The following is a 25118-nucleotide window of genomic DNA, read 5'->3' on the forward strand; positions in this document are numbered from 1 at the left end:
ACGGCCGGGCTGAAAGCGCGCGGCCGCTTCTTGTGATCCATCGCTTTGCCTGATCTCGACGTCAGCGCATTTGAATTGACGCTTACCTCGCCCCAGCTAGTTTTGGTGCAGCCAATAGCAGGGTGTGACGACATGACTGGACGATATCAAGGCGGATGCCTGTGCGGCGCGGTGCGCTACAAGGCGGAGGGCGAGCCGATCAACCAGCGCGTCTGCCACTGCCAACTGTGCCAGAAGGCCATCGGCGCTGCGTTCAACGCCCGCGTCCTGTTTGCGATCAAGGATGTGGCCGTTCAAGGCGAGGTCGCGATGGTGAATTCCTCGCCCGACCTCAAGCGCGGCTTTTGTCCGAAATGCGGAACGACGATGTTCTCCCGCCGCGACAGCGCCGGCATCATCGGCATCACCACCGGCTCTCTCGACGACCCGGGCGTGTTCAGGCCGCAGATGCACATCTACACCGCCTTCAAGCAGCCCTGGGTGACGATCGACGACGGCCTGCCGCAATATGAAGGCGCGCCGCCCGCCTGATTTTGCGCCCGCCCGAACTTTGCGCCCGCTTAGTATTTTCTTTCACATCTTCAGGTTGTCGGAACGTTGCCGTTCCTCAGCGAGGCGTCGATTGGCCGGTCCGTTTCTTTGATGGACGGTTCGCCCATGCCATCGTTGGATTTCGGACGGTTCCAGAAGGAAGAACCGTCTCGAAGGAGGATACGGTTCGTCGGCAGCGAAGGAGGACGCATACGCATGGACAGGTTGATCCCGATGCTCGATCTGGCTCGGTTCGAACAGGGCAGTTCCGAGCGCCGAACCTTCCTCGCCGACCTGAGATCGGCGGCACGCGATGTCGGCTTCTTCTATCTTTCCGGTCACGGCATCCCCGATACGCAAGTCGACGACGTCTTGTCGGCGGCACGGAGGTTTTTCGACCTGCCGGAGCCGGAAAAACTTGCCATCGAAATGGCAAACTCGCCGCATTTCCGCGGCTATACCCGAGCCGGAGGCGAACTGACGAAGGGCAGGGCGGACTGGCGCGAGCAACTCGATATCGGCATCGAGAGGCAGCCTATCCCGCCGCAGCCGGGAGCGCAGGCATGGACAAGGCTGCCAGGCCCAAATCAATGGCCGTCCTCGCTTCCGAGCCTGAAACCAACCCTGCTTTCATGGCAGGCCACTGTTACAGAAGTCGCGATTCGTCTGCTCAGGGCTTTCGCGCTGGCGTTGCAACAGCCCGAGGATATTTTCGACGCCCTTCATGCGGATCAGCCCAATCACCGGATGAAAATCGTGCGCTATCCGGGCCACGACCATGCCGATGGCGAGCAGGGCGTGGGCGCGCACAAGGACGGTGGCTTTCTGACCCTTCTGCTGCAGGATGCGGAACGTGGGCTGCAGGTCGAATATGACGGCTCCTGGGTTCCCGTCGATCCGATGCCTGGCACATTGGTGGTCAACATCGGCGAACTGCTCGAACTGGCGTCGAACGGTTATCTGCGGGCGACGGTGCATCGGGTCGTCAGTCCGCCTGTCGGCGGTGAGCGGCTTTCCATACCGTTCTTCTTCGGTGCGGGTCTCGACGCCACCGTTCCGCTTCTCGACCTGCCGTTCGAACTGGCGGCCGAGGCGCGAGGCCCCGCGAGCGATCCTGCCAACCCTCTCTTTAACGACGTGGGTCTGAACGTGCTGAAAAGCCGCCTGCGCTCGCATCCCGACGTGGCGCGCCGTCACTACGCCGATCTCCTGGATGCCGGCTTCGCCGTCCGGCAATGGCCGGCCTGATCGTTACGCTGCCCGCTTTCTTCTCCGGTTCGCTCTGGGGGCGCCGCGAATTGTTCGCGGCCACCGCGCCGCGAAATCCCATTTGGGTGCGGGCAGAGTGCCTTGCGTTTCGGTCAAATATTGCTGCGACGCAGCATAATTTTTCCTGCAAATGCCACACGATAGCCGCCGAACGATCATTGGCGAGCCATGATTGCAACCCTATCTAAAGGGGCGGCGGGCAAGCCATCGAGGAGGCGAACATGAACGAGGGCACACAGACCCTGGACGAGTTGTTGAGCGATCCGATGATCCAGATGGTCATGGCGCGCGACAGTGTCCGGCCGGAAGAGGTGCGCTGGCTGCTCAAGCGTGTGCGCGACCGCGAGCAGGATCCCTCGCTTCCGCCCGCCTATATGCTCGCCGAAACCTGCCGCGGGCGCTGCAAGGGGCTTTGATTGCCGGGCGTTCTTTGCCAGCGGCCGGGGCGTCTCTCCGGTCCTTGGTTTGTAAACGGATCGCCGGTCTTTTGGGCTCGGCGATCTTTTCTTGTCGGATTTTCAGAAAATTGTTTTGCGATAACAACGCAATAATTGCCCGTTAACCCGGCATTCACCAAGCCGGCGTCATGAATCGCATTTGATTCAAACTTTGTTGGTAATTTCCCGTTCATAAATGACGTTCGTCTCCGGCGCAGTCTGTCGCCGGCCTGTTTTGTAGTGCGTACAGGGTTCAGATGCGTTCGTCAGGCGTTACCGCCATCCTTCTCGTTTGTCTTGGCCTGACCGGCGCCGGCTGCACGTCGAGCTCCGGTCTCGAAGACATGATGCCGCGTCCCTCTCATGAGGTGACCAGTTCCATCACCCGCCCGGTCCGCCCCGATGCGCCCGTCGAGACGGCCTCTTCGCCAATGCCAGTCGTCTCCAGGCCCGATCTGCCGATGGCCGCCCTCGCTGGACCGGAACCGGATGATCTCGTGTCGGAAGCCGAGCCGGTTCAGATGGCCGCGCTTGTCCCGCGCGCAAAGCCGGCGGTCGCGTCCAGGGCGCTGATCGACGAGATCATCGTCAACGAGCGCCGCTTCCGGGACGCCAAGCCGATCAATTTCGGCAAGGCTTCGCCGAAAAACCTGGCGGTTCACGGTGTCGATGTGTCGCGCTGGCAGGGCGACATCGACTGGCGGAAGCTGCGCAGCCAAGGCGCCAACTTCGCCTATATCAAAGCCACCGACGGCGGCGACCACATCGACCCGATGTTCCGCGAGAACTGGCGCGGCGCCTCTGCCGCGGGCCTTCGCCGCGGCGCTTACCACTTCTTCTACTGGTGCCGCACCGCCAGTTCGCAGGCCGACTGGTTCATTCGCAACGTGCCCAAGGTTGACGGCGCTCTGCCGCCGGTCATCGACGTGGAATGGAACCATCAGTCGAGCTGCAAGCGCCGCCCCTCCCGCGCCACGGTGATCGAGAAGATGCAGGTCTTCATGGACAGGCTGGAACGCCACTACGGCCAGCGCCCGATCATCTACACCGCGCCCGATTTCTATGCCGACAACCTCAAGGGCGCATTCCTGGACTATCCGTTCTGGCTGCGGTCGGTCGCCCGCCACCCGGCCAAGGTTTATCCCGGCCGCAGATGGGTATTCTGGCAGTATTCCGGATCGGGGTTGTCGCATGGGGTCAGGGGCCGCATCGACCTGAACGTCTTCAACGGCGACGAGCGCGAATGGCGCGGCTGGCTGAGCGGCGGCGAGATCGTGGCCGACGCCAACTGAGGCCCTACGGCTGTGCTGCCAGATGGTCGGCAAGTCGCAGCGCCAGCGCGCCGATCGTGAGCGTCGGGTTCGCCGCCGCCGCGTGGGGGAACACGGATGCGTCGCAGCCATAGAGGTTGGCAAGCGCGTGCGTTTTGAGGTTCGCGTCGAACACACCGTTTCCGGCAGTCTCCGATGTCGTCACGCAAGGCACCCAGATATGGGCATCGAGGAAGCAGCCGGAGGAAACGAAATTCCAGAACTCATGCGCGGCAAGGTTGGAATTGCCGTTGGGAAATTCCGGGCAAACCGCCCAGCAATCCGTATCCGCCGCCGCTGCCGGCTTGAAACAGAAAAGCCCGACGGCGCGGGCCTCCATGCATTCCGCATTGGCTGATCCGTCACGAAAACCAACTTCCACCCTGCCGAAGCAGGTCCTCACCGAGTCTTGGTAACAGTCTACACGGGCTTGGCCAATGTACCAGTGGTTGAGACGCGTCTCATCAATTGATACGAAAAGAGAGAGAGCGCGGCCGGCAGGGAAGCCATCGTCTGGACCATTGGTTGGGTCCGAACGGCGGTGGCGCTTGGGCCATGCGTCACCTATCTGCAAGACCTGAGCCATCATCCGGAGAGCACAAGATGACCGATGCCTATACGCCGCCGAAAGTCTGGACCTGGGAAAAGGCTTCCGGCGGCCAGTTCGCCAACATCAATCGGCCTATTGCCGGGCCGACCCACGACAAGGAACTGCCGGTCGGCAAGCATCCGTTCCAGCTCTATTCGCTCGGCACGCCGAATGGCCAGAAGGTCACGATCATGCTGGAGGAGCTGCTGGCGGCGGGCCACAAGGGGGCCGAATACGACGCCTGGCTGATCCGGATCAACGAGGGCGACCAGTTCGGCTCGGGCTTCGTCGAAATCAACCCGAACTCCAAGATCCCGGCGTTGATGGACCGCAGCGGCCCGACGCCGATCCGCGTCTTCGAATCCGGCGCCATCCTGATGCATCTGGCTGAAAAGTTCGCCGCCTTCCTGCCGACGGAGCAGCCGGCGCGCGCCGAGACGCTGTCCTGGCTGTTCTGGCAGATGGGCTCGGCGCCGTTCGTCGGCGGCGGCTTCGGCCATTTCTATGCCTATGCGCCGGAGAAGATCGAATACGCCATCAACCGCTATGCGATGGAGACCAAGCGCCAGCTCGACGTGCTGGACCGCCGCCTGGCCGATAACGAGTTCGTCTCCGGCTCGCAATACACCATCGCCGACATGGCGATCTGGCCCTGGTATGGCGGCATGGCCAAGGGCCTGCAGTACGGCGCCGGCGAGTTCCTGTCGGTGCACGAGTACAAGAACGTCATCCGCTGGGCCGACCAGCTTGCCGAGCGTCCGGCGGTGAAGCGCGGCCGCATGGTCAACCGGGTCCAGGGCGAGCCATCGACGCAGCTGCGCGAACGCCACGACGCCGGCGATTTCGAGACGAAGACGCAGGACAAAGTCGCGGCGGAGTAACCCTCAAGTCCGTCCGACTGCCTTGTAGAGCTACGATCAGGTTGGATTGCAGGTCATCCCATTCCGGCGAGCGTTGTCGATGCAATCCTGCCTGTTCGAATAGCCTTGGCTTGAAGATCCGACGATCCGACCGTTGGCGGCTGTCCGCCGCCAGCGCCAGCCGTCGTTCGCATAATAGATTTCCCAGGTGTCGCCATTCCCGTCCTTGCAACTAGCCATTGTAGTCCTCCATTAGGAATTGAGGAGTACGGTGAGTCGGGCTGGGATTCCCACGAATTGAGTACAACCCCCGGATTGTATAAATCGATTGGAAGGTTGTCGGATCGCTGCGGTAGGCACTCCTCCCAAAAAACCAATTAAAAAATGCAACCGGATTGTCGGTTCCGTCGGAGCCCGCACGTCCTTGGAGCGCGAGCGGTATGGTGACGCCTGAAAGGGGGGCCCTGCCGACAGGTTCGAACTCCGGAGACCATCATGAACCATTCCTATCGTTGGGTGATCGTCGCGGCAGGTGGCGTGCTGGGATGCGTCGCCATCGGCGCGATGTTTTCGCTGCCCGTTTTCCTGTTGCCCATGTCGCGCGAGACCGGCTGGTCGGTGACCGGCATCTCCACCGCCATGACCATCGGCTTCCTGGCCATGGCCGGCGCCAGCATGGTGTGGGGCAATCTGTCCGACCGCTTTGGCGCGCGCCCGGTGGTGCTGGCCGGATCGGTTATCCTTTCCGGCAGCCTGGCGCTGGCCAGCCAGGCCAGCTCGCTGATCCAGTTCCAACTCCTCTTCGGCCTGTTGGTCGGGGCCGCCACCGCCGCCGTCTTCGCGCCGATGATGGCCTGCGTCACCGGCTGGTTCGACACCCGGCGCAGCCTCGCCGTCTCGCTGGTCTCGGCCGGCATGGGCATGGCGCCGATGACCATGGCGCCGCTCGCCGCCTGGCTGGTGTCCGTCTACGACTGGCGAACCTCGATGCTGATCATCGCCTGCATCGCCGCCATCGTCATGATCCCGACGGCATTGCTGGTGCGCCGCCCGCCCGCCGCCGACGAGCCCGAGATGACCGGCGAGGCCGGTCCGCAGGCCGGCCCGGGATCGGCCATGACGGTCAGGCAGGCAATCCGCTCGCCGCAGTTCATCACCCTTCTGGTGGCGAACTTCTTCTGCTGCGCCACCCATTCCGGCCCGATCTTCCACACGGTCAGCTATGCGGTGACCTGCGGCATCCCGATGATCGCGGCGGTCTCCATCTACAGCGTCGAGGGCCTTGCCGGCATGTTCGGCCGTATCGGCTTCGGCGTCATGGGCGACCGCTTCGGCGCCCAGCGCGTGCTGGTGGCCGGGCTGTTTGCGCAGGCGTTCGGCGTGCTTGCCTATGTCTTCGTCAGCCAGCTCGGCGGTTTCTACGCGGTCGCAGCCCTTGTCGGCTTCATCTATGCCGGCGTCATGCCGCTCTACGCGGTCATCCTGCGCGAAAACTTCCCGATGCGCATGATGGGCACAGTCATCGGCGGCACCGCCATGGCCGGCAGCCTCGGCATGTCGACCGGGCCGCTGGTGGGCGGGCTGATCTACGACAATCTCGACGGCTACGCATGGCTGTACATCGGCTCCTGGGGCATCGGCCTCGCCGCCTTCCTCATCGCCATCATGTTCAGGCCGTTCCCCAAGGCTGAGGGCCGGCTGGTGGCTGCATGACGCGCGGATGCGATCCCGCCGGGGCAGTCCCGGAGGGTGAAGTTGTCAGAGCATTAAGGGAAAAACCGCAGACATCGCGGCGGATTGGGCGGCTTCAATATCCGCAGGCTCCGCCTGCCGGTTGAAGCAACCGGGGCGTGCCGCGCTTGCACCCGCGCCGTGATGGGGCGCGCAGCGTTTGCGCCGGGCTCGAAGCGGTCGCGGCCGGCGGCTTGCATGAGCACAAGCGCGGCCGCCAGCGCCCGCAATCGCAGCGCAAGGCGCATGGCGTCGTCGGGATCATCGCCATCACTGGAGGTGGCCATCCAGTCGCCGGCGGCGACGATGGCGTTGGCGGGGACGGGCGCGCCGAATGCGCGCGCCGCGTCGGCAACGCAGCGATACGCGGCTTCCTCAGCAGGACTTATGGCCGCGAGCACGCGGCGGCGCACGAACCGGGAGCGGCGCGAGGCCTGATCGGCCAGATCGGCGAGCGAAACCAGCAGCGCTGCGATGCGCAACAGCCAGGTCCCGCCCGTCTCCGTATTCCACCCCACCGTCGCGCCTCCTTTCCGTGCTGGCGCGGGCATTGTGCGGACGGTGGAGGGGAGGTGGATAGATTTTTGGGTCGCCCTCCGGTTACCAATCGTCATCCTCGGGCAAGTGGAGCGAAGTGGAACGCAGGATCGTTGTTCGGTTCTAGAGGTGATGTCCCGCGGGCGAAGTGCCGCCCGCGTCGTCGGCGGAGCCCATGCCGCCCCCGCCCATGCCACCACCCATGCCGCCGCCGGCTCCGCCACCTCGGCCTCCGCCGGCATTGCCGCCTTCGCCGCGCCCACCTCCTCGGCCCGAGCCGGACGAAGGCCGCGCCGGGCCCTGGCGCGGCATAGGCAGGTCGGCGGGCACCGGCGCGAGGTCGAGCGCGACGCGGATGAAGTCGCGCAGCGACACGACAAGATCGTGCGTTTCGACCCGCCGCCCGGCCACCAGTTCGCCGACCGCCCGCTGGGCCAGCCGCACCTGCTCCTCGGTGCCGAGCAGGATGATGTCGGAGAGCGCCGCCTCCACCGCGTCGCGGATGCGGCGCTGGCGCTCCGAACCTTCGTCGGCGGCATCGCCGACCTCCGTCTCGTCATCGGCGCCGCTCGCGTCGAGGCCGCCTTCCGTTTCAGCCTTGCCGGAAGCGGCGGCCCGGCTGCGCAGGCGCACGTCGCGCAGATGCGTCGGGTCGACGGAGAGATTGCCGGTGAACGAGCCGCCCAGCACCTTGTAGGCGGCAATCAGCGTGCGCAGCCGCTCGTTGATCTGCCGGTTCATGCGCTCGCGCCGCTGCTGGATGGTGAACATCATCAACAGCCGGATGCCGATGCTGATGAGCGTGAACAGCGCCAGCCCCACCAATGTCGTCAAAATGCTCTGCCAGGATCTGAAATCGAAATTGCGCAATGGTCATGCCTCGGGGGTGGACTATCGGCGCAGTATGCATGGGGAGGGCGGAAAGGCGATGGGGGAGGAAGGCGGTCAAATACTTGTTTTTATCGCCATTTGAAATATTGCGCACACCCCAGAATGATAACTTGAGATTGCATGCGCATTTAAAATAACAACTTGGAATCGCTAGATAGCACGCTCTGGCTGAAACTATTATTCACGCAACCAAAGCGTGTTAAAAACCATGTCGCGCCAGACACCAAACGAACGTGATCGTACCATTGGTAGAGAACTCGCGCTCAGGCGTCGAGCCGCGAACAAAACGCAGCAGCATGTCGGCGATCACATAGGAGTCACTTGGCAACAGATTAGCAAGTACGAGCGCGGCGAAGATTGTATTTCCGCCAGTCGGCGCGATCAGATTATCGAATATCTTGAGCCGGTCCCGTTGACAGGGTTCAGTGAGGCTCAGGCGCCGTATCTATCACCTCGCAGCGAGACGTATCTTCGTACAGAGTTGGAGAACGTTGTCCGTGATCTGAATTCCATTCTCGACAGATTGTGAGAGTATTTCGAACGGTATCGTCGGTAGCTGCCAAGCCGCCATCATGGCCTATGTGCGAGATACGCGCCTCAGCCTGGCGATGAAGCACCACAAGGGGAGAGATGGGAGGCAGCCCTATCTTCGTCATCCATGGGCAAACGAAGGCGCAGCCGCCCCGCTTTCGTCATCCTCGGGCAAGTGGAGCGAAGCGGAACGCGGCCCGAGGATCCATGCCGGAGCGTCTAGGAGAGCACGCCCATCCGAACCGGCCCGCGTCCTGCACCGTCCCGCACGACCGCGCCGTTCAAGCATGGATCCCAGGGTCTCCGCCTCGCTTCGCTCGGCTCCGCCCTGGGATGACGAAGGGCCTGCGCTTCTGGAACGACGACGTGCTGCGCGACCTGAATGGCGTCTGCGAAAATTTCATCGCCTATGTGCGGAATACCAGCTTGCAGCTGTAGAACTGTCTTCCTCATCTCGCAGGGAATAAGGTGGAGCTTGGTGCGGGCGCTTCTACCGATCTCAGCATGGGGAATGGGACGAAATGCACAGTCATTTGAAGAAGAGGTGGATAAATTGGCTAGTCTTCGTCGAGAAGCTGAGCAGAAAGAAGGTCAGCTAAATATGACTCCATCGGCGACAAATCTAAATTTCCTGCATCCCAGATGCGATCGACCTCCCTCAAAGCAGCAACATAAGGACCTCTATACTCTCGAATTCTTTCCGGGACAATTTTTCGACCAGGTAACAACGTTCCGCTTCTTACACAAAGAAGATAATAGCAGACTGCTCGCGCGGTCCTGCCATTTCCTTCTATAAAAGGATGTATCCAATTTAAACGCCAAAGGCCGTACCCAGCTAACTGAGGCGCAGTTAAATTGTCCCAATTCTCGTGTATAAAAGAAATAAATCTATCCATCAAATCAGGAACAGCATCAAAATGCGGAGGAATATGATTTCCGACGTAGATAGGCTCTTCGCGAAATCTTCCGCCAAACTGTGAAATGCCAGATACCGCAACGTGGTTTAATGACCATAGCATATATTTATCGATGGCTGTTGGACCATGTTGAAGGCCTATTTCTATAAAGTTTGTAAGGAGATCGTATTGCCTAAGGAGATTTTTCTCCAGAATGGCCGCGTATAATTCAGGATGTCTGGATTCTGTTACGAGCATAAAAAAAGAAGCCCGCTTTCGCGAGCTTCCTCCTGTTGGTTAGACATGAAGCATACGGATACTCTGCGATGCGCTTCGTGCTGACTCCTTTGTTATTTTCGAACCTTCGGGCGCATTACCATAAACGAAGCTAGCACGTTGTTCCTTCAACTGATCGTCGGTTACGCCGCGCCGCTGGGCGTCCTCAATAAGACGGTCGAGTTCAGGTCGCGCGGGCGCAGGCGTTATAACAGTTTTACGGGCGGCCATTTTTATTCTCCCAAGGCTGAAGTGGTTCGATCATATCAAACCACTTTACGACAGCGATTCTACGGATTCGGGTACCCTGTACAAGTCGCCAATTTTTGGCAAAAATTAATACACCTCCATTGTTGCAGTCTTGTCTCAGCGGTAGGTGGTGTGAGTACAAATATGGAACAGGCGCGCTAATTTGCAACAAAAATCGGCCCGATCTTATGACCGGGCCAAAAGCATAGCCTTTTAAAGTGAGTTGTCTCAACTGCACCCGCTCGTTGACCCGCACGTGTCGCATTTCTCACACGTCCCGTTCCGCACCATCGTGAAATTGTGGCACTCGGAGCATTCGTTGCCGGTGTAGCCCTGCATCAGGCTCTGCTGACGGCGGGTGGCGGCGAGCGCCTTGGCGTCGGCGGCTTCCCTGGCGGCGGCGTCGGTGAACAGCGCCGAGGCGGGAGAGGTCGCTTCCTCGGCCTCGTCCTGGACGATGTCCTCCACCAGCTCCTTCGCCCGCTCCTCATAGTCGCGCTTGTAGGCGACGGCCTCGTCGGCGGCCGGCTTCAGCGCCAGCACGTTGGAGCCGGCGAAGGCCGTGGGCGCGGCGCGGGCGGGGGCGCTGCCCGCACCCTGGCCGCCGAGGCCTTTCGGCTCCGTTGTGCCGGACACCAGCTTCACCGGCGAGGCACCGCGGTAGAGGCCCTTGGAGAAGGGCGACGTCTTGCCTTCGTTGATGCCGCGGCCGAGCGCCGTGTTGCCGAAGTCGGACGTGTCGACATGGGCGAGGTCGTTGCGGCCGGCATAGGACACGGCGAGTTCGCGGAACACGTAATCGAGGATCGACGTGGCGTTCTTGATCGCGTCGTTGCCCTGCACCATGCCGGCCGGCTCGAACTTGGTGAAGGTGAAGGCCTCGACATATTCCTCCAGCGGCACGCCGTACTGGAGGCCCAGCGAGATGGCGATGGCGAAATTGTTCATCATGGCGCGGAAGGCGGCGCCTTCCTTGTGCATGTCGATGAAGATCTCGCCCAGCCGCCCGTCGTCGAACTCGCCGGTGCGCAAATAGACCTTGTGGCCGCCGACGATCGCCTTCTGGGTGTAGCCCTTGCGGCGGTTCGGCAGCTTCTCGCGGTCGCGGTAGAGTCGCTCGACGATGCGCTCGACGATCTTCTCCGTCACCTGCACCGCCTTGGCGGCGGCGGGCGCGGCGATCAGCGCCTCGACGGCCTCGTCCTCCTCGTCGTCCTCATCGGCGATGAGCGAGGCGTTGAGCGGCTGCGAAAGCTTGGAGCCGTCGCGGTAGAGCGCGTTGGCCTTCAGCGCCAGCTTCCACGACAGCATGTAGGCGCTCTTGGCGTCCTCCACCGTCGCTTCGTTCGGCATGTTGATGGTCTTGGAGATGGCGCCCGAGATGAAGGGCTGCGCCGCCGCCATCATGCGGATGTGCGATTCCACCGACAGGTAGCGCTTGCCGATCTTGCCGCAGGGGTTGGCGCAGTCGAACACAGGATAGTGCTCGACCTTGAGGAAGGGCGCGCCCTCCAGCGTCATCGCACCGCAGACATGGATGTTGGCGGCCTCGATCTCCTTGCGGGAGAAGCCGATCGCCGGCAGGATCTCGAACGAGAAGTCGGCCAACTGCTCGTCAGTGAAGCCGAACGTCTCCTTCACCCAGTCGGCGCCCAGCGTCCACTGGTTGAACACGAACTTGATGTCGAAGGCCGATTTCAGCGCTGCGTTCACCGCCGCGATCTTCTCGTCGGTGAAGCCTTTTGCCTTGAGCGTTGAAGGGTTTACGCCCGGCGCTTGATTCAGATTGCCATGGCCCACCGCATAGGCGTCGATCTCGGCGATCTGGCTTTCGGAATAGCCCAGCGTGCGCAGGGCCTCCGGCACCGCGGCGTTGATGATCTTGAAATAGCCGCCGCCGGCCAGCTTCTTGAACTTCACCAGCGCGAAGTCCGGCTCGATGCCGGTGGTGTCGCAATCCATGACGAGGCCGATCGTGCCGGTCGGCGCGATGACGGTGGCCTGCGCGTTGCGGTAGCCGTGCTCCTCGCCGAGTTCGATGGCGCGGTCCCAGGCGGCCTTGGCGTGTTCGCCAAGTTCCGCCTGCTTCAGGTCGGCATGGACCAGCGGCACCGGGTTGACGGCCAGCTTCTCGTAGCCGTCCTTCTCGCCATAGGCGGCGCGGCGGTGGTTGCGCATCACCCGCAGCATGTTGACGGCGTTGCGGTCGTAGTCGGCGAAGGCGCCGAGTTCGGAGGCCATCTCCGCCGAAGTCGCATAGGCGACGCCGGTCATGATCGCCGTGAGGGCGGCGCAGATGGCGCGGCCTTCATCGGAATCATAGGGAATGCCGGAGGTCATCAGCAGGCCGCCGATATTGGCGTAGCCGAGGCCGAGCGTGCGGTAATCGTAGGAAAGCTTGGCGATCTCCTTCGACGGGAACTGCGCCATCATGACGGAGATTTCCAGCACCATCGTCCACAGCCGAACCGTGTGTTCGTAGGCGGCGATGTCGATCGTGCCGTCGGCGTTGCGGTAGGGCAGGAGGTTGATCGAGGCGAGGTTGCAGGCCGTGTCGTCGAGGAACATGTATTCCGAGCACGGATTGGAGCCGCGGATCGGGCCGCCGGCCGGCGACGTGTGCCAGTCGTTCATCGTCGTGTTGAAGTGCAGGCCGGGATCGGCGGACGCCCAGGCGGCATAGCCGATCTTCTCCCACAGCTCGCGCGCCTTCAGCGTCTTCATCACCTTGCCGTCCTTGCGGGCGGTCAGGTGCCAGTCGCCGTCCTGCTCGACGGCGCGCAGGAAGTCGTCCTTCAGCGAGACGGAGTTGTTCGAGTTCTGGCCGGAAACGGTGAGGTAGGCTTCCGAATCCCAGTCCATGTCGTAGGTCTTGAAGTCGAGCGCGGTGTAGCCCTGGCGCGCGAACTGGATGACGCGCTGGATGTAGTTTTCCGGCACGGCGTTCTTCTTGGCCGCCTTGATTTCGCGCTTCAGCGCCGTGTTGATGGCCGGGTCGAAGCAGTCGTCATCCTGGCCCTCGCAGTTGATGCAGGCCTTCATGATGGCGTCGAGATGCTTCTTGACGATCTTGGAGCCGGTGACCAGCGAAGCGACCTTCTGCTCCTCCTTCACCTTCCAGTCGATGAAGGATTCGATGTCGGGATGGTCGGCATCGACGATCACCATCTTGGCGGCGCGGCGCGTCGTGCCGCCCGACTTGATGGCGCCGGCGGCGCGGTCGCCGATCTTGAGGAAGCTCATCAGCCCGGACGAACGTCCGCCGCCGGAAAGCTTCTCGCCTTCGCCGCGCAGCATGGAGAAGTTCGAGCCGGTGCCCGAGCCGTATTTGAACAGGCGCGCCTCGCGCACCCACAGATCCATGATGCCGCCCTCGTTGACGAGGTCGTCCTGCACGCCCTGGATGAAGCAGGCATGCGGCTGCGGATGCTCGTAGGAGGATTTCGACTTGGTCAGCTTGCCGGTGAAGGGATCGACATAGAAGTGGCCCTGGCCGGGGCCATCGATGCCATAGGCCCAGTGCAGGCCGGTGTTGAACCATTGCGGCGAGTTCGGCGCCACGCGCTGGGTGGCCAGCATGTAGCAAAGCTCGTCCATGAAGGCGCGGGCGTCATCTTCTGACGCGAAATAGCCGCCCTTCCAGCCCCAGTAGGTCCAGGTGCCGGCCAGGCGGTCAAAAACCTGGCGGGCGTCCGTTTCCGAACCGTAGCGTTCGTTTTCCGGCAGCTTCGCCAGTTCCGCCTCGTCGGGGACCGAACGCCACAGGAAGGAGGGGACGTCGTTCTCTTCGATCTTCTTCAGGCGCGCGGGCACGCCGGCCTTGCGGAAATATTTCTGCGCCAGGATATCGGCTGCGACCTGGCTGAATTGGGCGGGCACATCGATGTCGTCGAGACGGAACACGATGGAACCGTCCGGATTCTTGATCTCGGAAAGCGCCTTGCGGAATTCGATCTCCGCATAGGCGGCCCGCTCTTTTCCTGCCTTGGTGAAACGCCGCTCGATGCGCATCGGATCAGTCCCTTTTCATCTATATATAGCGCTTTCCGCCGGGTATTTCCCCACCCGTTTCGAAAGACGCAATTCCACCGCATCCGGCCGCCTCATGGCTGCCGGCTCTCCTGTCCGCTTCGTTCACCGCTTCGCTTCGAAAACACCTCGGATGAGGCCATTTTTCAAGCAGGTCAGTGTGAGCGGCCCCTCAAAAACCGAAAACTTGTCCTCGACATCATGTGAGGCGCTTTTACATTATCTAGACCAGAACCTAGCCGCAAACACTAAATATAGTGTTAACAGACAATTTATTCCAGTCCAAAAAGTCTCCCTATCGCCACCCCGACGCCCAAAAATCCCCACGCCTCCGCCTGCCTCGTGAACGGGCGGAAAGACGAGCAAAACGCACATAATGCGGGAAAAAGACCGGCCTCAGAACTTTCCGGTCGCGTTCACAACAGGAACGCATGGCCTATAAAAGGCGACTCGCCCCGGCCCGTCAAGGTCTCGTTCTTGTAGTTTTTGTGACCCCAATATCTTGTGCGTCACAAATGTGGATAACGGGGAGAAAGCAGGCGCTGGCCAGGCGCCTGCTGAACCGCGCTGGCTTACGAAAGCGGGATGCCCTGCGCACTCCTGAACCAGTCGAGCGGATTGTATTTGCGCTTGATGGCCCGCAGCGGCGAGAAGTGCCTCATATACGAGCAGCGTCGCGGGATCGCCGTGGGGTTGGAGGCCACCGTGTTGATCTTGCTACCATAGGAATCGATCATGCACAGGCTTGCCGCCATGTCCGGGGCGGACGCGAACTGAAGGCGGCAATAGGATCGCGGGTCCCTGCGACAGGCCGCTCAGGCGGCGAACTGTTCCGCATTGTGGCTGAAATAGACGATGATCCGGCGCAAATCCTGTTCCTGGACCATGTCGGCGGCCTCTTCCGGGGTAACCCAACGGCGCTGGCGCTCGTGCTTTTCCTTCCACTTGTCGGCGATCTCTTCCACCTTCAGGGGGAAAACCAGAACCTCGCAGGGCACTTGCTGGCCCGAGGCGAGCGCCTTGGCGTAGAAGTAGCGGCCGGCTTCGAAGTGGCACACCCGGCCTTGCAGGCCGGCTTCCTCACCGGCTTCGCGGGCGGCTGCCCGGCAGAGAGGCTCGCGTGCCTCCGGCCAGCCCTTGGGCAGGACCCAGCGGCCGGTGTCTCGGCTGGTGATGAGCATGATCTCCAGTTGGCCTTCCGTGCCGAGTCGCCATGGCAGCGCGGCCACCTGCAGCCGGCAGGGCTCGGTGCCGAAGAGCTTGCGGACCCGTTCGGCCATAAGGTTGTGTGACAGGGGTCCTGTCAGCATGGAAAGTCGTGCCTCAAAACGCTGAATCGTTTGCCGTCTCACGAATCGTACAGTTAATTATGCGTAATAAAAGTAAAAATTGCGCAAACCAGCTTTTCCTGCCGCGCAAAACGGCAGGAGGCGGCATTCGCGGGAGGTTCGAAGGAGGCGCGGTTGGGTTCGAATCAGCCGGCGTGATCGTCGGCGATCGGCTTCTGGTAGGTGAAGCCCATATCCCACGGGAAGTAGATCCACGTGTCCTGGCTGACTTCCGTCACGAAGGTATCGACCAGCGGCCGCCCCTTCGGCTTGGCGTAGACGGTGGCGAAATGCGCCTTCGGCATCATGGCGCGGACGATGCCCGCGGTCTTGCCGGTGTCGGTCAGGTCATCGACGATCAGCACGCTGGCGCCGTCATCGGACAAAAGGGAAGGGGTGATCTCCTTCAGCACCGTCAATTGGCCTTGCGACGTGTAGTCGTGGTAGGAGGCGACGCTCACCGTTTCGATGACGCGGATGCCGAGTTCGCGCGAGATGATCGCCGCGGGCACCAGCCCGCCCCGGGTGATGCAGACGATCGCTTTCCATTGCCCGATACCGGCCAGCCGCCATGCCAGCGCGCGCGCATCGCGGTGGAACTGGTCCCAGGAAACGGGAAAGGCCTTTTCGGGAAGCGACATGGTAGGCACTCCGGCAGCACGGCGGTCCGCGCGCGAACATGGATGGAATGCGCGCGGAATTAGCCGGAAACCGGCCGCCTTGGCAAGGGCAAGTGTCAAGCCGCCAGCGCGGCCCGCGTCGTCCCGATCATCAGCGCCGCCTGCGCCGCCTCGCGCCCCTTCTGGACGAAATGCTCGCGATAGATGCGGGTGTGGTGTTCCGTCTCCTGATAGTGGTGCGGCGTCAAAGAGACCGACAGAACCGGCACGCCGGTATCCATGGCCGCGCGCATCAGCCCGTCGACCACCGCCTGGGCGACGAATTCATGCCTGTAGATGCCGCCATCGACGACGAAGGCGGCGGCCGCGACGGCGGCATAACGCCCCGAAGCGGCAAGGTCGCGCGCCACCAGCGGCATTTCGAACGCGCCTGGAACATCGAATACGTCCACCTGTTCAGGCGGAATCAGCTGGAGGAAGCCGTCGAGCGCGCGCCCGACGATATCGGCATGCCAGTTGGCTTTGATGAAGGCATAGCGGGTGTGTGTCATGGTGATCACCTTTCTCGTAACGACGACACGTCACCGAAGGCGATCACGGGCACACCGGCGCGCTTGGCGCGCCGGCGATGCACGTTCTCTCTCATCCGGACTGTGACCGTCGGCCCAGGCATCGCACCTGGTCTGCTGACCCTTCCGGGGAAGGCGCTCGCGGGCTCGCGGCCAAGCCGCATACCGCCGGTGGGGACTTTCACCCCGCCCTGAGAACGGCGCGAAGATAGGCAGAAATGAGGGAGTGGGCAAGCCGGTGGCAGCTTGCCCGCCATCTGTCAGCGCGACAGGAACGCCGCGACTGGAACCGAGCGCAGCACCGAGCGCGTCACGCCGCCGAACAGAAGCTGTCGCAGCCAGGAATGGCTGTACGCCCCCAGAACCACCAGATCGGCTCCGCTTTCGGTGAGCCGCTTCTGGATGGTCTCCTCGACGCTGTCGCCATCGGTTTCCTGCACGACGACCGTGACGGCGGCGCCATGGCGCGACAGCGACGCGGCGATTTCAGCTCCGGCGGCCTGCATGTCGTCGACCGACTCCGGCGGATCGATGACCAGGATTTCCGTATGCTCCGCGTCGACAATGAAGGGCAGGGCATCGAAGGCTGCGCGCGCCGCTTCCCTGGACCCGTTCCAGGCGAGCAGGATGCGCTTGAAACTGGTGATGACCGGACCGTCCTTTGGCACCACAAGCACCGGCCGTCCGGCGTCATAGACCAGCGTATCGACATCCGCGCTCGCATCGCCATCCACGTCACGCTGCGCGGCGATGACGAGGTCGGCGGTGCGCACCGACGGGATACCGGAAATGGCGCTATCGCCGGTGAAGGTTTCGAGGCTGCGCCACTCGAAGGAAAGGCCGGATGACTCGATCTTGCCCAAAAACAGCGCCTTCAGCTTCGCCGATTGTTCCTTGTTGATCTCGGACGAGACCTGGAGGAATTCGGCGTCCGGAAAACCGGTCGCCGATGTATAGGGGACCGGCATGGCTTCGGCATGGATGCCGACCAGATGGCTGCCGAACTGCTTGGCGAGCGGAATGGCGCATTCGAGCACGCGCCCGGCGTCGTGCTCGCTCTGCAGGATTGCAACAATGGTCTTGAACATGGCTGTTCCCTCAATTCGCGGGACAATCCCCCGCTGAAAGAAAACGCCGCCGGTGCTTCGCGGTTCCGGGCCGGCCCTTACCGGCCTTGCGCTGCCACCATGGCCTCGACCTCCGCGCGCGCCGAATCCAGGGCTGCCTGCGTGCGGGCGCGCACGACGAGCTCGGTCCAGAACTTGCCGTCGGCATATTTGGGATAGGAACCGATGACCGTGTCGGGGTGCGCCTTCTGGATTTCGCCGAGCGGCCCGCCGATCGCGCCTTCGCCGAACGGGCAATGCACGGTCGCTGAAAGCATTTTCGCGCCGGTCTTCAGCGTCGGCACGACATTGTCGAGCATGGCCTGGAAGATCGACGGCACGCCGGCCATGACATGCACGTTCTCGACGCGGAACCCCGGCGCCAGCGACACCGGATTGTCGATGTGCTCGGCGCCGCGCGGCATCCGCGCCATGCGCTTGCGGGCCTCGGTGAATTCGAGGCCGCGCCCGGCGTAGTTCGCTTCCATCATGGCGTAGGCCCTGGCGTCATATTCGCAGGGAACGCCGAACGCCTTGGCGATGGAATCGGCGGTGATGTCGTCATGGGTCGGCCCGATGCCGCCGGTGGTGAAGACATAGGTATAGCGGGCGCGCACCGCGTTCACCGCGGCGACGATCTCGTCTTCCTCGTCGGGGACGATGCGCACTTCCTTCAGGTCGATGCCCACGGCGGTCATGATGTCGGCCAGATGGCCGATGTTCTTGTCCTTGGTGCGTCCGGAAAGGATTTCATCGCCGATGACGAGCATGGCGGCGGTGACGATTTCGGTCATGGAAGCGCTCCGGACAAGGTCGTGAATTCACTAGCGCGGCAGGTCCGCTCCGGCAATGCCGCTCGAATTGTGAACAATCCGTGCTCCAACCAGCGGTAGGCGATGAACGATCATTGCCCTAGATGCATGAGGGCGTTGCGCACGATGCGCACCTTATCAGGTCCTCGGAAGGAGACGAAGCATGGCGAAAGTACTGGTTCTTTATTATTCGAGCTGGGGCCACATGGAAAAAATGGCGCTTGCCGCGGCCGAAGGCGCGCGCGAGGCGGGTGCCGACGTGACGGTCAAGCGTGTTCCGGAACTGGTTCCCGAGGCCGTCGCCAAGGCCGCCCACTACAAGCTCGACCAGGAAGCAGCCATCGCCGACCCGCTCGAGTTGGAAAATTACGACGCCATCATCCTCGGCGCCTCGACCCGCTTCGGCGCCATGGCCTCGCAGCTTAAGAATTTCTGGGATCAGACAGGCCCGCTATGGGCCAAGGGCGCCCTGGTCAACAAGGTGGCTTCGGTCATGTCGTCCACGGCGACCCAGCATGGCGGCGCCGAGCTTGCCATCATCAGCGCGCAGGCCTCGCTCCAGCATCACGGGATGATCATCGTCCCGCTCTCCTATGCCTATCAGGACCAGATGGGCAATGACGTGGTGCGCGGCGGTTCGCCCTATGGCATGACCACCACCACCAACGGCGACGGCTCGCGTCAGCCCTCGGCGCAGGAACTGGACGGCGCGAAGTTCCAGGGCAAGCGGGTTGCCGAGATAACCATCAAGCTCCACGGATAAACGAAAGCGCCGGGCGTCGAGCCCGGCGCTTTCCGCTGCGTAGTCAATACAGGCGAGGCGCCTCGATCGCGCGACGCACCATGGAAATCAGTCGGAAACCTCGGTCTGCGGCCGGTCGCGGCCGTCGGCCAGCTCCTCGTGCCACTTGCCTTCCGAATCTTCATACTGGATGCCGTCAGTGGTGCCGGCGACCTGCTGCTCGGCCGATGCCTGCTTGGCCGCCGCCAGCGCATCGTCATGGGTCGGGAAGGTTTCGGAATATGTTGTTCCGACCTGGTAGGCCCAGCCGCCGTCATGTTCCACGATCTTGTATGTGAGCTTGCTCATGAACATACTCCCTTGAGAGGTTTTCCGAAGTTTATATGGCCGGGATAGTGGGGTCTAGGCCATCACTGGCAGGCATGGGCCGGCAGGGCCTAGTTGAGCTTTTCGTCAGGAACAAGAACGTCGGATTCCTTCGCCGCCTCCACCAGCGCGCGGCGCGCATCGGCGGTCGAGCGATAGCCTTCCAGCACCTTCAAGCAGGTCTCGACGGCGTCGCGGTGGCGGGGGCCGCGGTTCAGCGGCCATCCCGTCATCAGGCAATCGGCGGCCTCCTGGGCGCTGCGAATCTTGCGGTATTTGCCGACGTGACCGAGTTCGACCACCACCGGCTTCTCGAAAGGTTTCGTGTCCATCATGCCCGCCAACGCGGCGCCGGGCGAATGGTTGCGCTTTTCACACACAACCTTTCAAGCGCCGCTGCTTGGACGCTACCCAGCCGCCGGCTTCATCCAGTGCTGCATGGTCGTGACCGACCGCAAGAGTTGCGGCGTCGCCTCGATCTTTTCGCCGAAGACCGCCGCGGCGCGCCAGCCCCAGCGCGGATCGGCCAGGAAGGCGCGGGCCAGCGCCACCATGTCGGCGCGGCCATCGGCGACCACCGCATTCGCCTGTTCGGGCGTGGTGATCAGGCCGACCGCCCGCGTCGGGATATCCGCGCCCTTCCGGATCGCTTCGGCCAGATGCACCTGATAGCCCGGGCCGGACGGCAGTTTCTGGTGCGGCTGGTTGCCGCCGCTGGAAGCGCAGATGTAGGCGACCCCTTCCGCCTTGAGCGCCTTGGCCACCTCGATGGCTTCGTCGACGTCGAACCCGCCATCGACCCATTCCTTGACCGACAGCCGGGCGCCCAGCATCAGGCCGGGGGCGGCCTTCTTCACCGCCCTGGCGATCTCGACGGCGAAACGCATACGGTTTTCCAGCGGCCCGCCCCAGCGGTCTGTGCGCTGGTTGGAAAGCGGCGACAGGAACTGGAAGATCAGATAGCCGTGGGCCGCGTGCAGCTCGATGAAGTCGAAGCCCACGCGCTCGGCGCGCCTTGCCGAATCGCCGAACTTTTCGACCAGCCGCACGATGTCCTCGTCCGTCAGCGCATGCGGGACCTGCCAGCCGGTATCGTAGGCGATTGCCGAAGCCGACACGACCGGCCACGGGTCCTGGTCCGGCTTGAGCGGACCGCCGCCCTCCCATGGCTTCTGGTTGGAGGCCTTGCGGCCGGCATGGGCCAGCTGCGTGCCGAACTTCGTTCCCGGGCAGGCGACCGCCTTCGCGGCATCCAGCGCCCGCTTCGCCGCCTGCTCGTTATGGTCGGAGTAAAGTCCGAGGCAGCCATGGCTGATGCGTCCGCGACGCTCCACGTCGGTCATTTCCACGGTGACCATTCCGGCGCCCGACATGGCGTAGCTCATCCACTGCTGCAGGTGCCAGTCGGTGGCAGACCCGTCATCGGCCGAATACTGGCACATCGGCGCGATCGCGATGCGGTTGGGGAAGGTCAGGCCGTCAAGCGTGATCGGCTGGAAAAGCGGTGCGGTCATGGGGGCACTCCGGAGGCGGGAAGATCGCTATGTACGCAAACAAGTTGCTTCCCGCCAGACACGGAACGGTGAGTACGCCACGCGACTCCGCAGGAACCGTTCTCGCGCTTGCCAGTTGTTCAGAAATGACGATCAATTGGAGAACGGCCATGACCGATGCGGACAGCCTGCGACAAGGCCTTGCGAAACCGAAAGTGGCAAAGGCGGGCAAGCGGAAGCAACCGGAAGTGCTCGAAGAACAGCTGGAATCCGGATTGGAAGACAGTTTCCCGGCGAGCGATCCGCCGGCAGTGGTATCCAGCACGATTTCCGGCGGCGGCAAAAAGCTGGTGGGCGTCGAGGAACATCTGCGCCGCAAGCGTGAGGAAAAATCAGGACACTGATGTGTTCGTCAGGCTCACAGCCGCGCTCTGGCCAACCTTGGTGCGGACGGCGGGGATCGAACCCGCATAGCCGAGGCTGAGGGATTTTAAGTCCCTTGCGTCTACCAGTTCCGCCACGTCCGCGTGGCTTGCTTTTCAAATGCGCGGAGTGCTTCGTCAATGCCCGGTCGGCAAAACTTTCTGCCGACCGGAATTGTCCGGCGCCGGATCTTGCCGGCTCAATCCTCTTCGACGAACACCTCGTCGCGTTTCTTGCGCACGCTGGGCAGGAACACCACGATCAGCACGAGCAGGGCGATGCCGAGCAGCGAGGCGCTGATAGGCCGGGTGAAGAAGGTCGTCGGATCGCCGCGCGACAGGATCATGGCGCGCCGCAGATTTTCCTCCAGCAGCGGCCCGAGCACGAAGCCGAGCAGGAGAGGGGCCGGCTCGCAGCGCAGCTTCACCAGCATGTAGCCGATCAGGCCGAAGAAGGCGACGGCATAGAGGTCATAGACATTGGAGTTCACTGAATAGACGCCGATTGAGCAGAACGCCATGATGATCGGGAACAGCACATAGTAAGGGATCGTCAGCAGCTTCACCCACAGGCCGATCAGCGGCAGGTTGAGCACGATCAGCATCAGATTGCCGATCCACATCGAAGCGATGATGCCCCAGAACAGCGCCGGCTGCTCGGTGGCCACGTTCGGCCCCGGCACGATGCCCTGGATGATCATGGCGCCGATCATCAGCGCCATCACGGGATTGGCCGGGATGCCCAGCGTCAGCATCGGGATGAAGGAGGTCTGCGCGCCGGCATTGTTGGCCGATTCCGGCCCGGCCACGCCGGCGACGGCGCCCCGGCCGAACTCCTCCGGCTTCTTGGAGACGCGCTTTTCCACCGTGTAGGAAGCGAAGGAGGCGAGGATGGCGCCGCCGCCCGGAAGGATGCCGAGCGCCGAGCCGATTACGGTGCCGCGCAGGATCGGCGCGACCATTTCGCGAAAATCCTGGCGCGTCGGCATCAGGCCCGTCACCTTGGCCATCAGCACCTCGCGGGTCTTCTCGCTTTCAAGGTTGCGCAGGATTTCGGCGACGCCGAACACACCCACGGCGACCGCGACGAAGTTCAGTCCGTCCGAATACTGGCGGATGCCCAGCGTGAAGCGCGGCGTGCCCGTGTAGATATCGGTGCCGACAAGGCCGAGCAGCAGGCCGAGCACGACCATGGCCAGCGCCTTGACGATGGAGCCGTGCGCGAGCGCGATGGACGACACGAGGCCGACGATCATCAGCGAGAAATATTCGGCCGAACCGAACTTCAGGGCGATCACCGTAAGCGGCGGCGCAAAGATGGCGACCAGGAAGGTCGAGACCGAGCCGGCGAAGAACGAACCGATCGCCGCGATGGCGAGCGCGGCGCCCGCGCGGCCCTGGCGGGCCATCTGGTAGCCGTCGATGGCGGTCACCGCCGAGGAGGACTCTCCGGGCATGTTGATGAGGATGGCGGTGGTGGAACCGCCATACTGCGCGCCGTAATAAATGCCGGCCAGCATGATCAGCGACGAGGCCGGATCGCCGATCTGGAAGGTGATGGGCAAAAGCATGGCGATTGTCGCCGTCGCGCCGATGCCGGGCAACACGCCGATCAGGGTGCCGAGCAGCACGCCGATGAGGCAGAAGCCCAGATTTGAAAGCGTCGTGGCTTCGGCGAAGCCGAGAGCGAGATTGGAGAACAGATCCATCGTCGTGCCTCAGAACCGGGTCCAGGGGCCAAAGCGCTCGTAAGGGAGGCCAAGGCTGTAGCTGAAGACGATGATCGAGAAAATGGTGATGCCGAGCGCCACGGCGAGCGCGTAAAGCGGCTTCATCCGGGAACTGGCGAAGGCGGCGATCAGCGCCGTGAAGAACAATGAGGGCGCAAAGCCAAGTCCGCGCACGGTCAGCCCGAAGAAGATCGGCGCCGGCAGGATCAGCAACATGCCGCGCCATGCGATCGGCCCCAGCGGTTCGCCCTGGACGCGCGTCGCCTGCACGATGATGACGATGCCCAGAAGAACAAGGATGAGCGCCAGCACCAGCGGGAAATAGCCAGGCCCCATGCGGAAGGCGGTGCCGAGATCCAGCCCGAATGCCTGCCAGGCGAAGAACAGGCCCGTCGCTGCGAAAATCGCGCCGCAGGCAGCATTTGTCGGGTCAACGGATAGCTTGTTCATGTGTCCTCCCCAGAACGAAATCGACCCCCACTCCGGCCCTTCGGGCCACCTCTCCCCCGATCGACGGGGTAGAGGAAAGCCGCAGGCGATCTTGGCGCTTTCCTCTACCCCGGGCAGGGGAGAGGTGGCGAGTGTAACGAGGCGGAGTGGGGGTGCTATTTTTCCGCAAGTTTATAACTTGCGATGTCGAGTGCTGTGTCAATCCGCGTATTGGCCGGCGGCGTCGATCACCGGCTTCCAGCGGGCGATCTCGCTTTCGAGCTTGGCCTTCAACGCGGCCGGGGTGGCGTCGGCCTCCGAGGACGGCGTGGTGCCGAGTTCGGCGAAGCGATCGACGACGTTCTTGTCTTTCAGCGCGATCTGGAGCGACTTGGACAGGCGCTCGGTGATCTCCGCAGGCGTGCCCTTCGGCGCGTAGAGGCCGTGCCAGATGCCGACTTCCATCTTGGGCAGGCCGCCTTCGGCGACTGTCGGGACATCGGGCAGCACATCGAGGCGCTTCGATGAGGTCACCGCGTAGGCCTTGATGGTCTTGCCCTGGATCTGCTTGGTGGTGTTGGTCGTCTGGTCGCACATGATGTCGACCTGGCCGCCGAGCAGGTCGGTCATGGCCGGGCCGGTGCCCTTGTAGGGGACCGTGACAAGCGGGGTCTCGATGGCGCTCATGAACAGCATGCCGCACAGATGCGAGGCGGCGCCGATGCCGGCATTGGCGACCGTCACCTTGTCCTTGTTGGCCTTGGCGTATTCGACCAGGCCCTTCAGGTCGGTGGCTTCCATGTCCTTGCGCGCGACGAGCGTCATTGGAACTTCGGTGACGAGGCCGACATATTCGAAGGCATTGAGCGTATCGTAGGGCAGCTTGCGGTAGAGCGTGGCGCTGGTGGCCATGCCGATGTGGTGTAGCAGCAGCGTGTAGCCGTCGGGATCGGCCTTGGCGACCTGCGAGGCGCCCAGCGTGCCGCCGGCGCCGCCGACGTTCTCGACGATGACCTGCTGGCCGAGATCCTTCGACATCGCTTCGGCGACAAGCCGGGTGACGGTGTCGGTCGGGCCGCCGGCCGCGAAGGGCACGACAACGGTGATGGTGCGCTCTGGATAGCCGGCGGCATGGGCGCTGGCTGCGGTGAAGGCGAGCGCTGCGGTGGTCGCAAGCGCGGCAAACAGTTTCTTCATGACGAAAACCTCCCAGGAATGGACAACCCTGGCGGCGCGCGTTTCCTCCCGCACTGCCAGCGAATGCTCCAATCAAGCGGCGGCCACGGAACCGGCGCAACGGCCGAATGCACGATTCCCCGAAACTATCGGCCTTACGGGCCAGCAATGGGTGGATTCGGTAACATT

The 25118-nt window shown here is 62.8% G+C and carries 26 protein-coding genes, 1 tRNA gene, 1 pseudogene and 1 riboswitch; of the genes and pseudogenes, 9 read left to right on the plus strand and 19 right to left on the minus strand.

Annotated features, from left to right (window positions below; all coding sequences use genetic code 11):
* The first annotated feature begins 132 nt into the window (after positions 1-132).
* The 4 genes from ASD44_RS03000 to ASD44_RS03015 all read left to right on the plus strand — a co-directional run bounded on the left by ASD44_RS03000 (position 133) and on the right by ASD44_RS03015 (position 3529).
* Positions 133-531 (plus strand): GFA family protein, encoded by a 399-nt coding sequence (locus ASD44_RS03000; protein ID WP_056108595.1) that lies wholly within the window; start codon positions 133-135, stop codon positions 529-531.
* Between the two features lie 216 nt (positions 532-747).
* Complete coding sequence (locus ASD44_RS03005) at positions 748-1779, plus strand: isopenicillin N synthase family oxygenase (protein ID WP_056108598.1); 1032 nt, start codon at positions 748-750, stop codon at positions 1777-1779.
* A 242-nt stretch (positions 1780-2021) separates the two neighbouring features.
* Positions 2022-2216: a hypothetical protein gene (locus ASD44_RS03010; RefSeq protein ID WP_056108601.1), complete on the plus strand. Its 195-nt coding sequence runs from the start codon at positions 2022-2024 to the stop codon at positions 2214-2216.
* A 278-nt stretch (positions 2217-2494) separates the two neighbouring features.
* Positions 2495-3529 carry a GH25 family lysozyme gene (locus ASD44_RS03015; RefSeq protein WP_056108603.1) on the plus strand — a complete coding sequence of 345 codons (1035 nt, stop codon included), beginning with the start codon at positions 2495-2497 and terminating at the stop codon, positions 3527-3529.
* Between the two features lie 4 nt (positions 3530-3533).
* On the opposite strand, the gene ASD44_RS18660 is transcribed toward ASD44_RS03015, so the two are convergent.
* Positions 3534-3887 (minus strand): GMC oxidoreductase, encoded by a 354-nt coding sequence (locus tag ASD44_RS18660; RefSeq protein WP_056108606.1) that lies wholly within the window; start codon positions 3885-3887, stop codon positions 3534-3536.
* A gap of 263 nt (positions 3888-4150) precedes the next feature.
* Here ASD44_RS18660 and yghU point away from each other — a divergent pair, with 263 nt between their 5' ends.
* Complete coding sequence (yghU, locus tag ASD44_RS03025) at positions 4151-5017, plus strand: glutathione-dependent disulfide-bond oxidoreductase (RefSeq protein ID WP_056108611.1); 867 nt, start codon at positions 4151-4153, stop codon at positions 5015-5017.
* A 36-nt stretch (positions 5018-5053) separates the two neighbouring features.
* Here the strand turns inward: yghU and ASD44_RS03030 are convergent, their stop codons facing one another.
* Complete coding sequence (locus ASD44_RS03030; protein ID WP_056108614.1) at positions 5054-5236, minus strand: DUF1508 domain-containing protein; 183 nt, start codon at positions 5234-5236, stop codon at positions 5054-5056.
* Between the two features lie 255 nt (positions 5237-5491).
* On the opposite strand from ASD44_RS03030, the gene ASD44_RS03035 reads away from it, so the two are divergent.
* Positions 5492-6709, plus strand: coding sequence for an MFS transporter (locus ASD44_RS03035; protein ID WP_056108617.1), 1218 nt, complete (start codon positions 5492-5494; stop codon positions 6707-6709).
* Positions 6710-6762: 53 nt separating this feature from the next.
* On the opposite strand, the gene ASD44_RS03040 is transcribed toward ASD44_RS03035, so the two are convergent.
* Together ASD44_RS03040 and ASD44_RS03045 are read right to left on the minus strand one after the other, a co-directional pair.
* Positions 6763-7209: a hypothetical protein gene (locus tag ASD44_RS03040; RefSeq protein WP_156459753.1), complete on the minus strand. Its 447-nt coding sequence runs from the start codon at positions 7207-7209 to the stop codon at positions 6763-6765.
* 178 nt (positions 7210-7387) lie between these two features.
* Positions 7388-8098: a hypothetical protein gene (locus tag ASD44_RS03045; RefSeq protein WP_244478714.1), complete on the minus strand. Its 711-nt coding sequence runs from the start codon at positions 8096-8098 to the stop codon at positions 7388-7390.
* Positions 8099-9019: 921 nt separating this feature from the next.
* Here ASD44_RS03045 and ASD44_RS18665 point away from each other — a divergent pair.
* Positions 9020-9124, plus strand: coding sequence for an endonuclease domain-containing protein (locus ASD44_RS18665; RefSeq protein WP_244478715.1), 105 nt, complete (start codon positions 9020-9022; stop codon positions 9122-9124).
* 119 nt (positions 9125-9243) lie between these two features.
* On the opposite strand, the gene ASD44_RS18080 is transcribed toward ASD44_RS18665, so the two are convergent.
* The 8 genes from ASD44_RS18080 to ASD44_RS03080 all read right to left on the minus strand — a co-directional run bounded on the left by ASD44_RS18080 (position 9244) and on the right by ASD44_RS03080 (position 18553).
* A complete protein-coding gene (locus tag ASD44_RS18080; RefSeq protein ID WP_082542369.1) occupies positions 9244-9840 on the minus strand; it encodes a Fic family protein in 597 nt (198 codons plus the stop codon).
* A gap of 495 nt (positions 9841-10335) precedes the next feature.
* On the minus strand, positions 10336-14118 hold the full coding sequence (locus ASD44_RS03050; RefSeq protein WP_056108625.1) for a vitamin B12-dependent ribonucleotide reductase: 3783 nt from the start codon (positions 14116-14118) through the stop codon (positions 10336-10338).
* 590 nt (positions 14119-14708) lie between these two features.
* The gene (locus ASD44_RS03055) at positions 14709-14873 is read right to left on the minus strand and encodes a BBE domain-containing protein (protein ID WP_156459754.1); all 165 of its coding nucleotides are present in this window, start codon (positions 14871-14873) and stop codon (positions 14709-14711) included.
* A 78-nt stretch (positions 14874-14951) separates the two neighbouring features.
* On the minus strand, positions 14952-15446 hold the full coding sequence (locus ASD44_RS03060; protein ID WP_056108630.1) for an NUDIX hydrolase: 495 nt from the start codon (positions 15444-15446) through the stop codon (positions 14952-14954).
* A gap of 164 nt (positions 15447-15610) precedes the next feature.
* Positions 15611-16105: a xanthine phosphoribosyltransferase gene (gpt, locus tag ASD44_RS03065; protein ID WP_056108633.1), complete on the minus strand. Its 495-nt coding sequence runs from the start codon at positions 16103-16105 to the stop codon at positions 15611-15613.
* Between the two features lie 95 nt (positions 16106-16200).
* Positions 16201-16635: a 6,7-dimethyl-8-ribityllumazine synthase gene (locus tag ASD44_RS03070; RefSeq protein WP_056115334.1), complete on the minus strand. Its 435-nt coding sequence runs from the start codon at positions 16633-16635 to the stop codon at positions 16201-16203.
* Between the two features lie 79 nt (positions 16636-16714).
* Positions 16715-16856: riboswitch (FMN riboswitch) on the minus strand.
* A gap of 57 nt (positions 16857-16913) precedes the next feature.
* Positions 16914-17741 carry a universal stress protein gene (locus ASD44_RS03075; protein WP_056108635.1) on the minus strand — a complete coding sequence of 276 codons (828 nt, stop codon included), beginning with the start codon at positions 17739-17741 and terminating at the stop codon, positions 16914-16916.
* 77 nt (positions 17742-17818) lie between these two features.
* A complete protein-coding gene (locus ASD44_RS03080; protein ID WP_056108637.1) occupies positions 17819-18553 on the minus strand; it encodes a competence/damage-inducible protein A in 735 nt (244 codons plus the stop codon).
* Positions 18554-18734: 181 nt separating this feature from the next.
* Here ASD44_RS03080 and wrbA point away from each other — a divergent pair, with 181 nt between their 5' ends.
* On the plus strand, positions 18735-19334 hold the full coding sequence (gene wrbA, locus ASD44_RS03085) for an NAD(P)H:quinone oxidoreductase type IV (protein WP_056108640.1): 600 nt from the start codon (positions 18735-18737) through the stop codon (positions 19332-19334).
* 87 nt (positions 19335-19421) lie between these two features.
* Here the strand turns inward: wrbA and ASD44_RS03090 are convergent, their stop codons facing one another.
* The 3 genes from ASD44_RS03090 to ASD44_RS03100 all read right to left on the minus strand — a co-directional run bounded on the left by ASD44_RS03090 (position 19422) and on the right by ASD44_RS03100 (position 21193).
* Positions 19422-19661, minus strand: a complete 240-nt coding sequence (locus tag ASD44_RS03090; protein WP_056115337.1) for a DUF2188 domain-containing protein — start codon at positions 19659-19661, stop codon at positions 19422-19424.
* Positions 19662-19750: 89 nt separating this feature from the next.
* Positions 19751-20014 (minus strand): DUF982 domain-containing protein, encoded by a 264-nt coding sequence (locus ASD44_RS03095; RefSeq protein ID WP_056108643.1) that lies wholly within the window; start codon positions 20012-20014, stop codon positions 19751-19753.
* Positions 20015-20086: 72 nt separating this feature from the next.
* On the minus strand, positions 20087-21193 hold the full coding sequence (locus ASD44_RS03100; protein ID WP_056108645.1) for an NADH:flavin oxidoreductase/NADH oxidase: 1107 nt from the start codon (positions 21191-21193) through the stop codon (positions 20087-20089).
* A 203-nt stretch (positions 21194-21396) separates the two neighbouring features.
* On the opposite strand from ASD44_RS03100, the pseudogene ASD44_RS03105 reads away from it, so the two are divergent.
* Positions 21397-21576 (plus strand): annotated as a pseudogene (locus ASD44_RS03105) (hypothetical protein); the annotation flags it as partial.
* A 38-nt stretch (positions 21577-21614) separates the two neighbouring features.
* Here the strand turns inward: ASD44_RS03105 and ASD44_RS03110 are convergent.
* The 4 genes from ASD44_RS03110 to ASD44_RS03125 form a co-directional block, all read right to left on the minus strand.
* Positions 21615-21699, minus strand: a tRNA-Leu gene (locus ASD44_RS03110).
* 95 nt (positions 21700-21794) lie between these two features.
* Positions 21795-23303: a tripartite tricarboxylate transporter permease gene (locus tag ASD44_RS03115; protein ID WP_056108652.1), complete on the minus strand. Its 1509-nt coding sequence runs from the start codon at positions 23301-23303 to the stop codon at positions 21795-21797.
* 9 nt (positions 23304-23312) lie between these two features.
* Positions 23313-23774 (minus strand): tripartite tricarboxylate transporter TctB family protein, encoded by a 462-nt coding sequence (locus ASD44_RS03120; RefSeq protein WP_056108654.1) that lies wholly within the window; start codon positions 23772-23774, stop codon positions 23313-23315.
* Between the two features lie 198 nt (positions 23775-23972).
* Positions 23973-24950, minus strand: coding sequence for a tripartite tricarboxylate transporter substrate binding protein BugD (locus tag ASD44_RS03125; RefSeq protein WP_056115340.1), 978 nt, complete (start codon positions 24948-24950; stop codon positions 23973-23975).
* Positions 24951-25118 lie beyond the last annotated feature (168 nt).

Origin of the sequence: Mesorhizobium sp. Root554 (assembly GCF_001427025.1) — a bacterium.
Classification (GTDB): Bacteria; Pseudomonadota; Alphaproteobacteria; order Rhizobiales; family Rhizobiaceae; genus Mesorhizobium.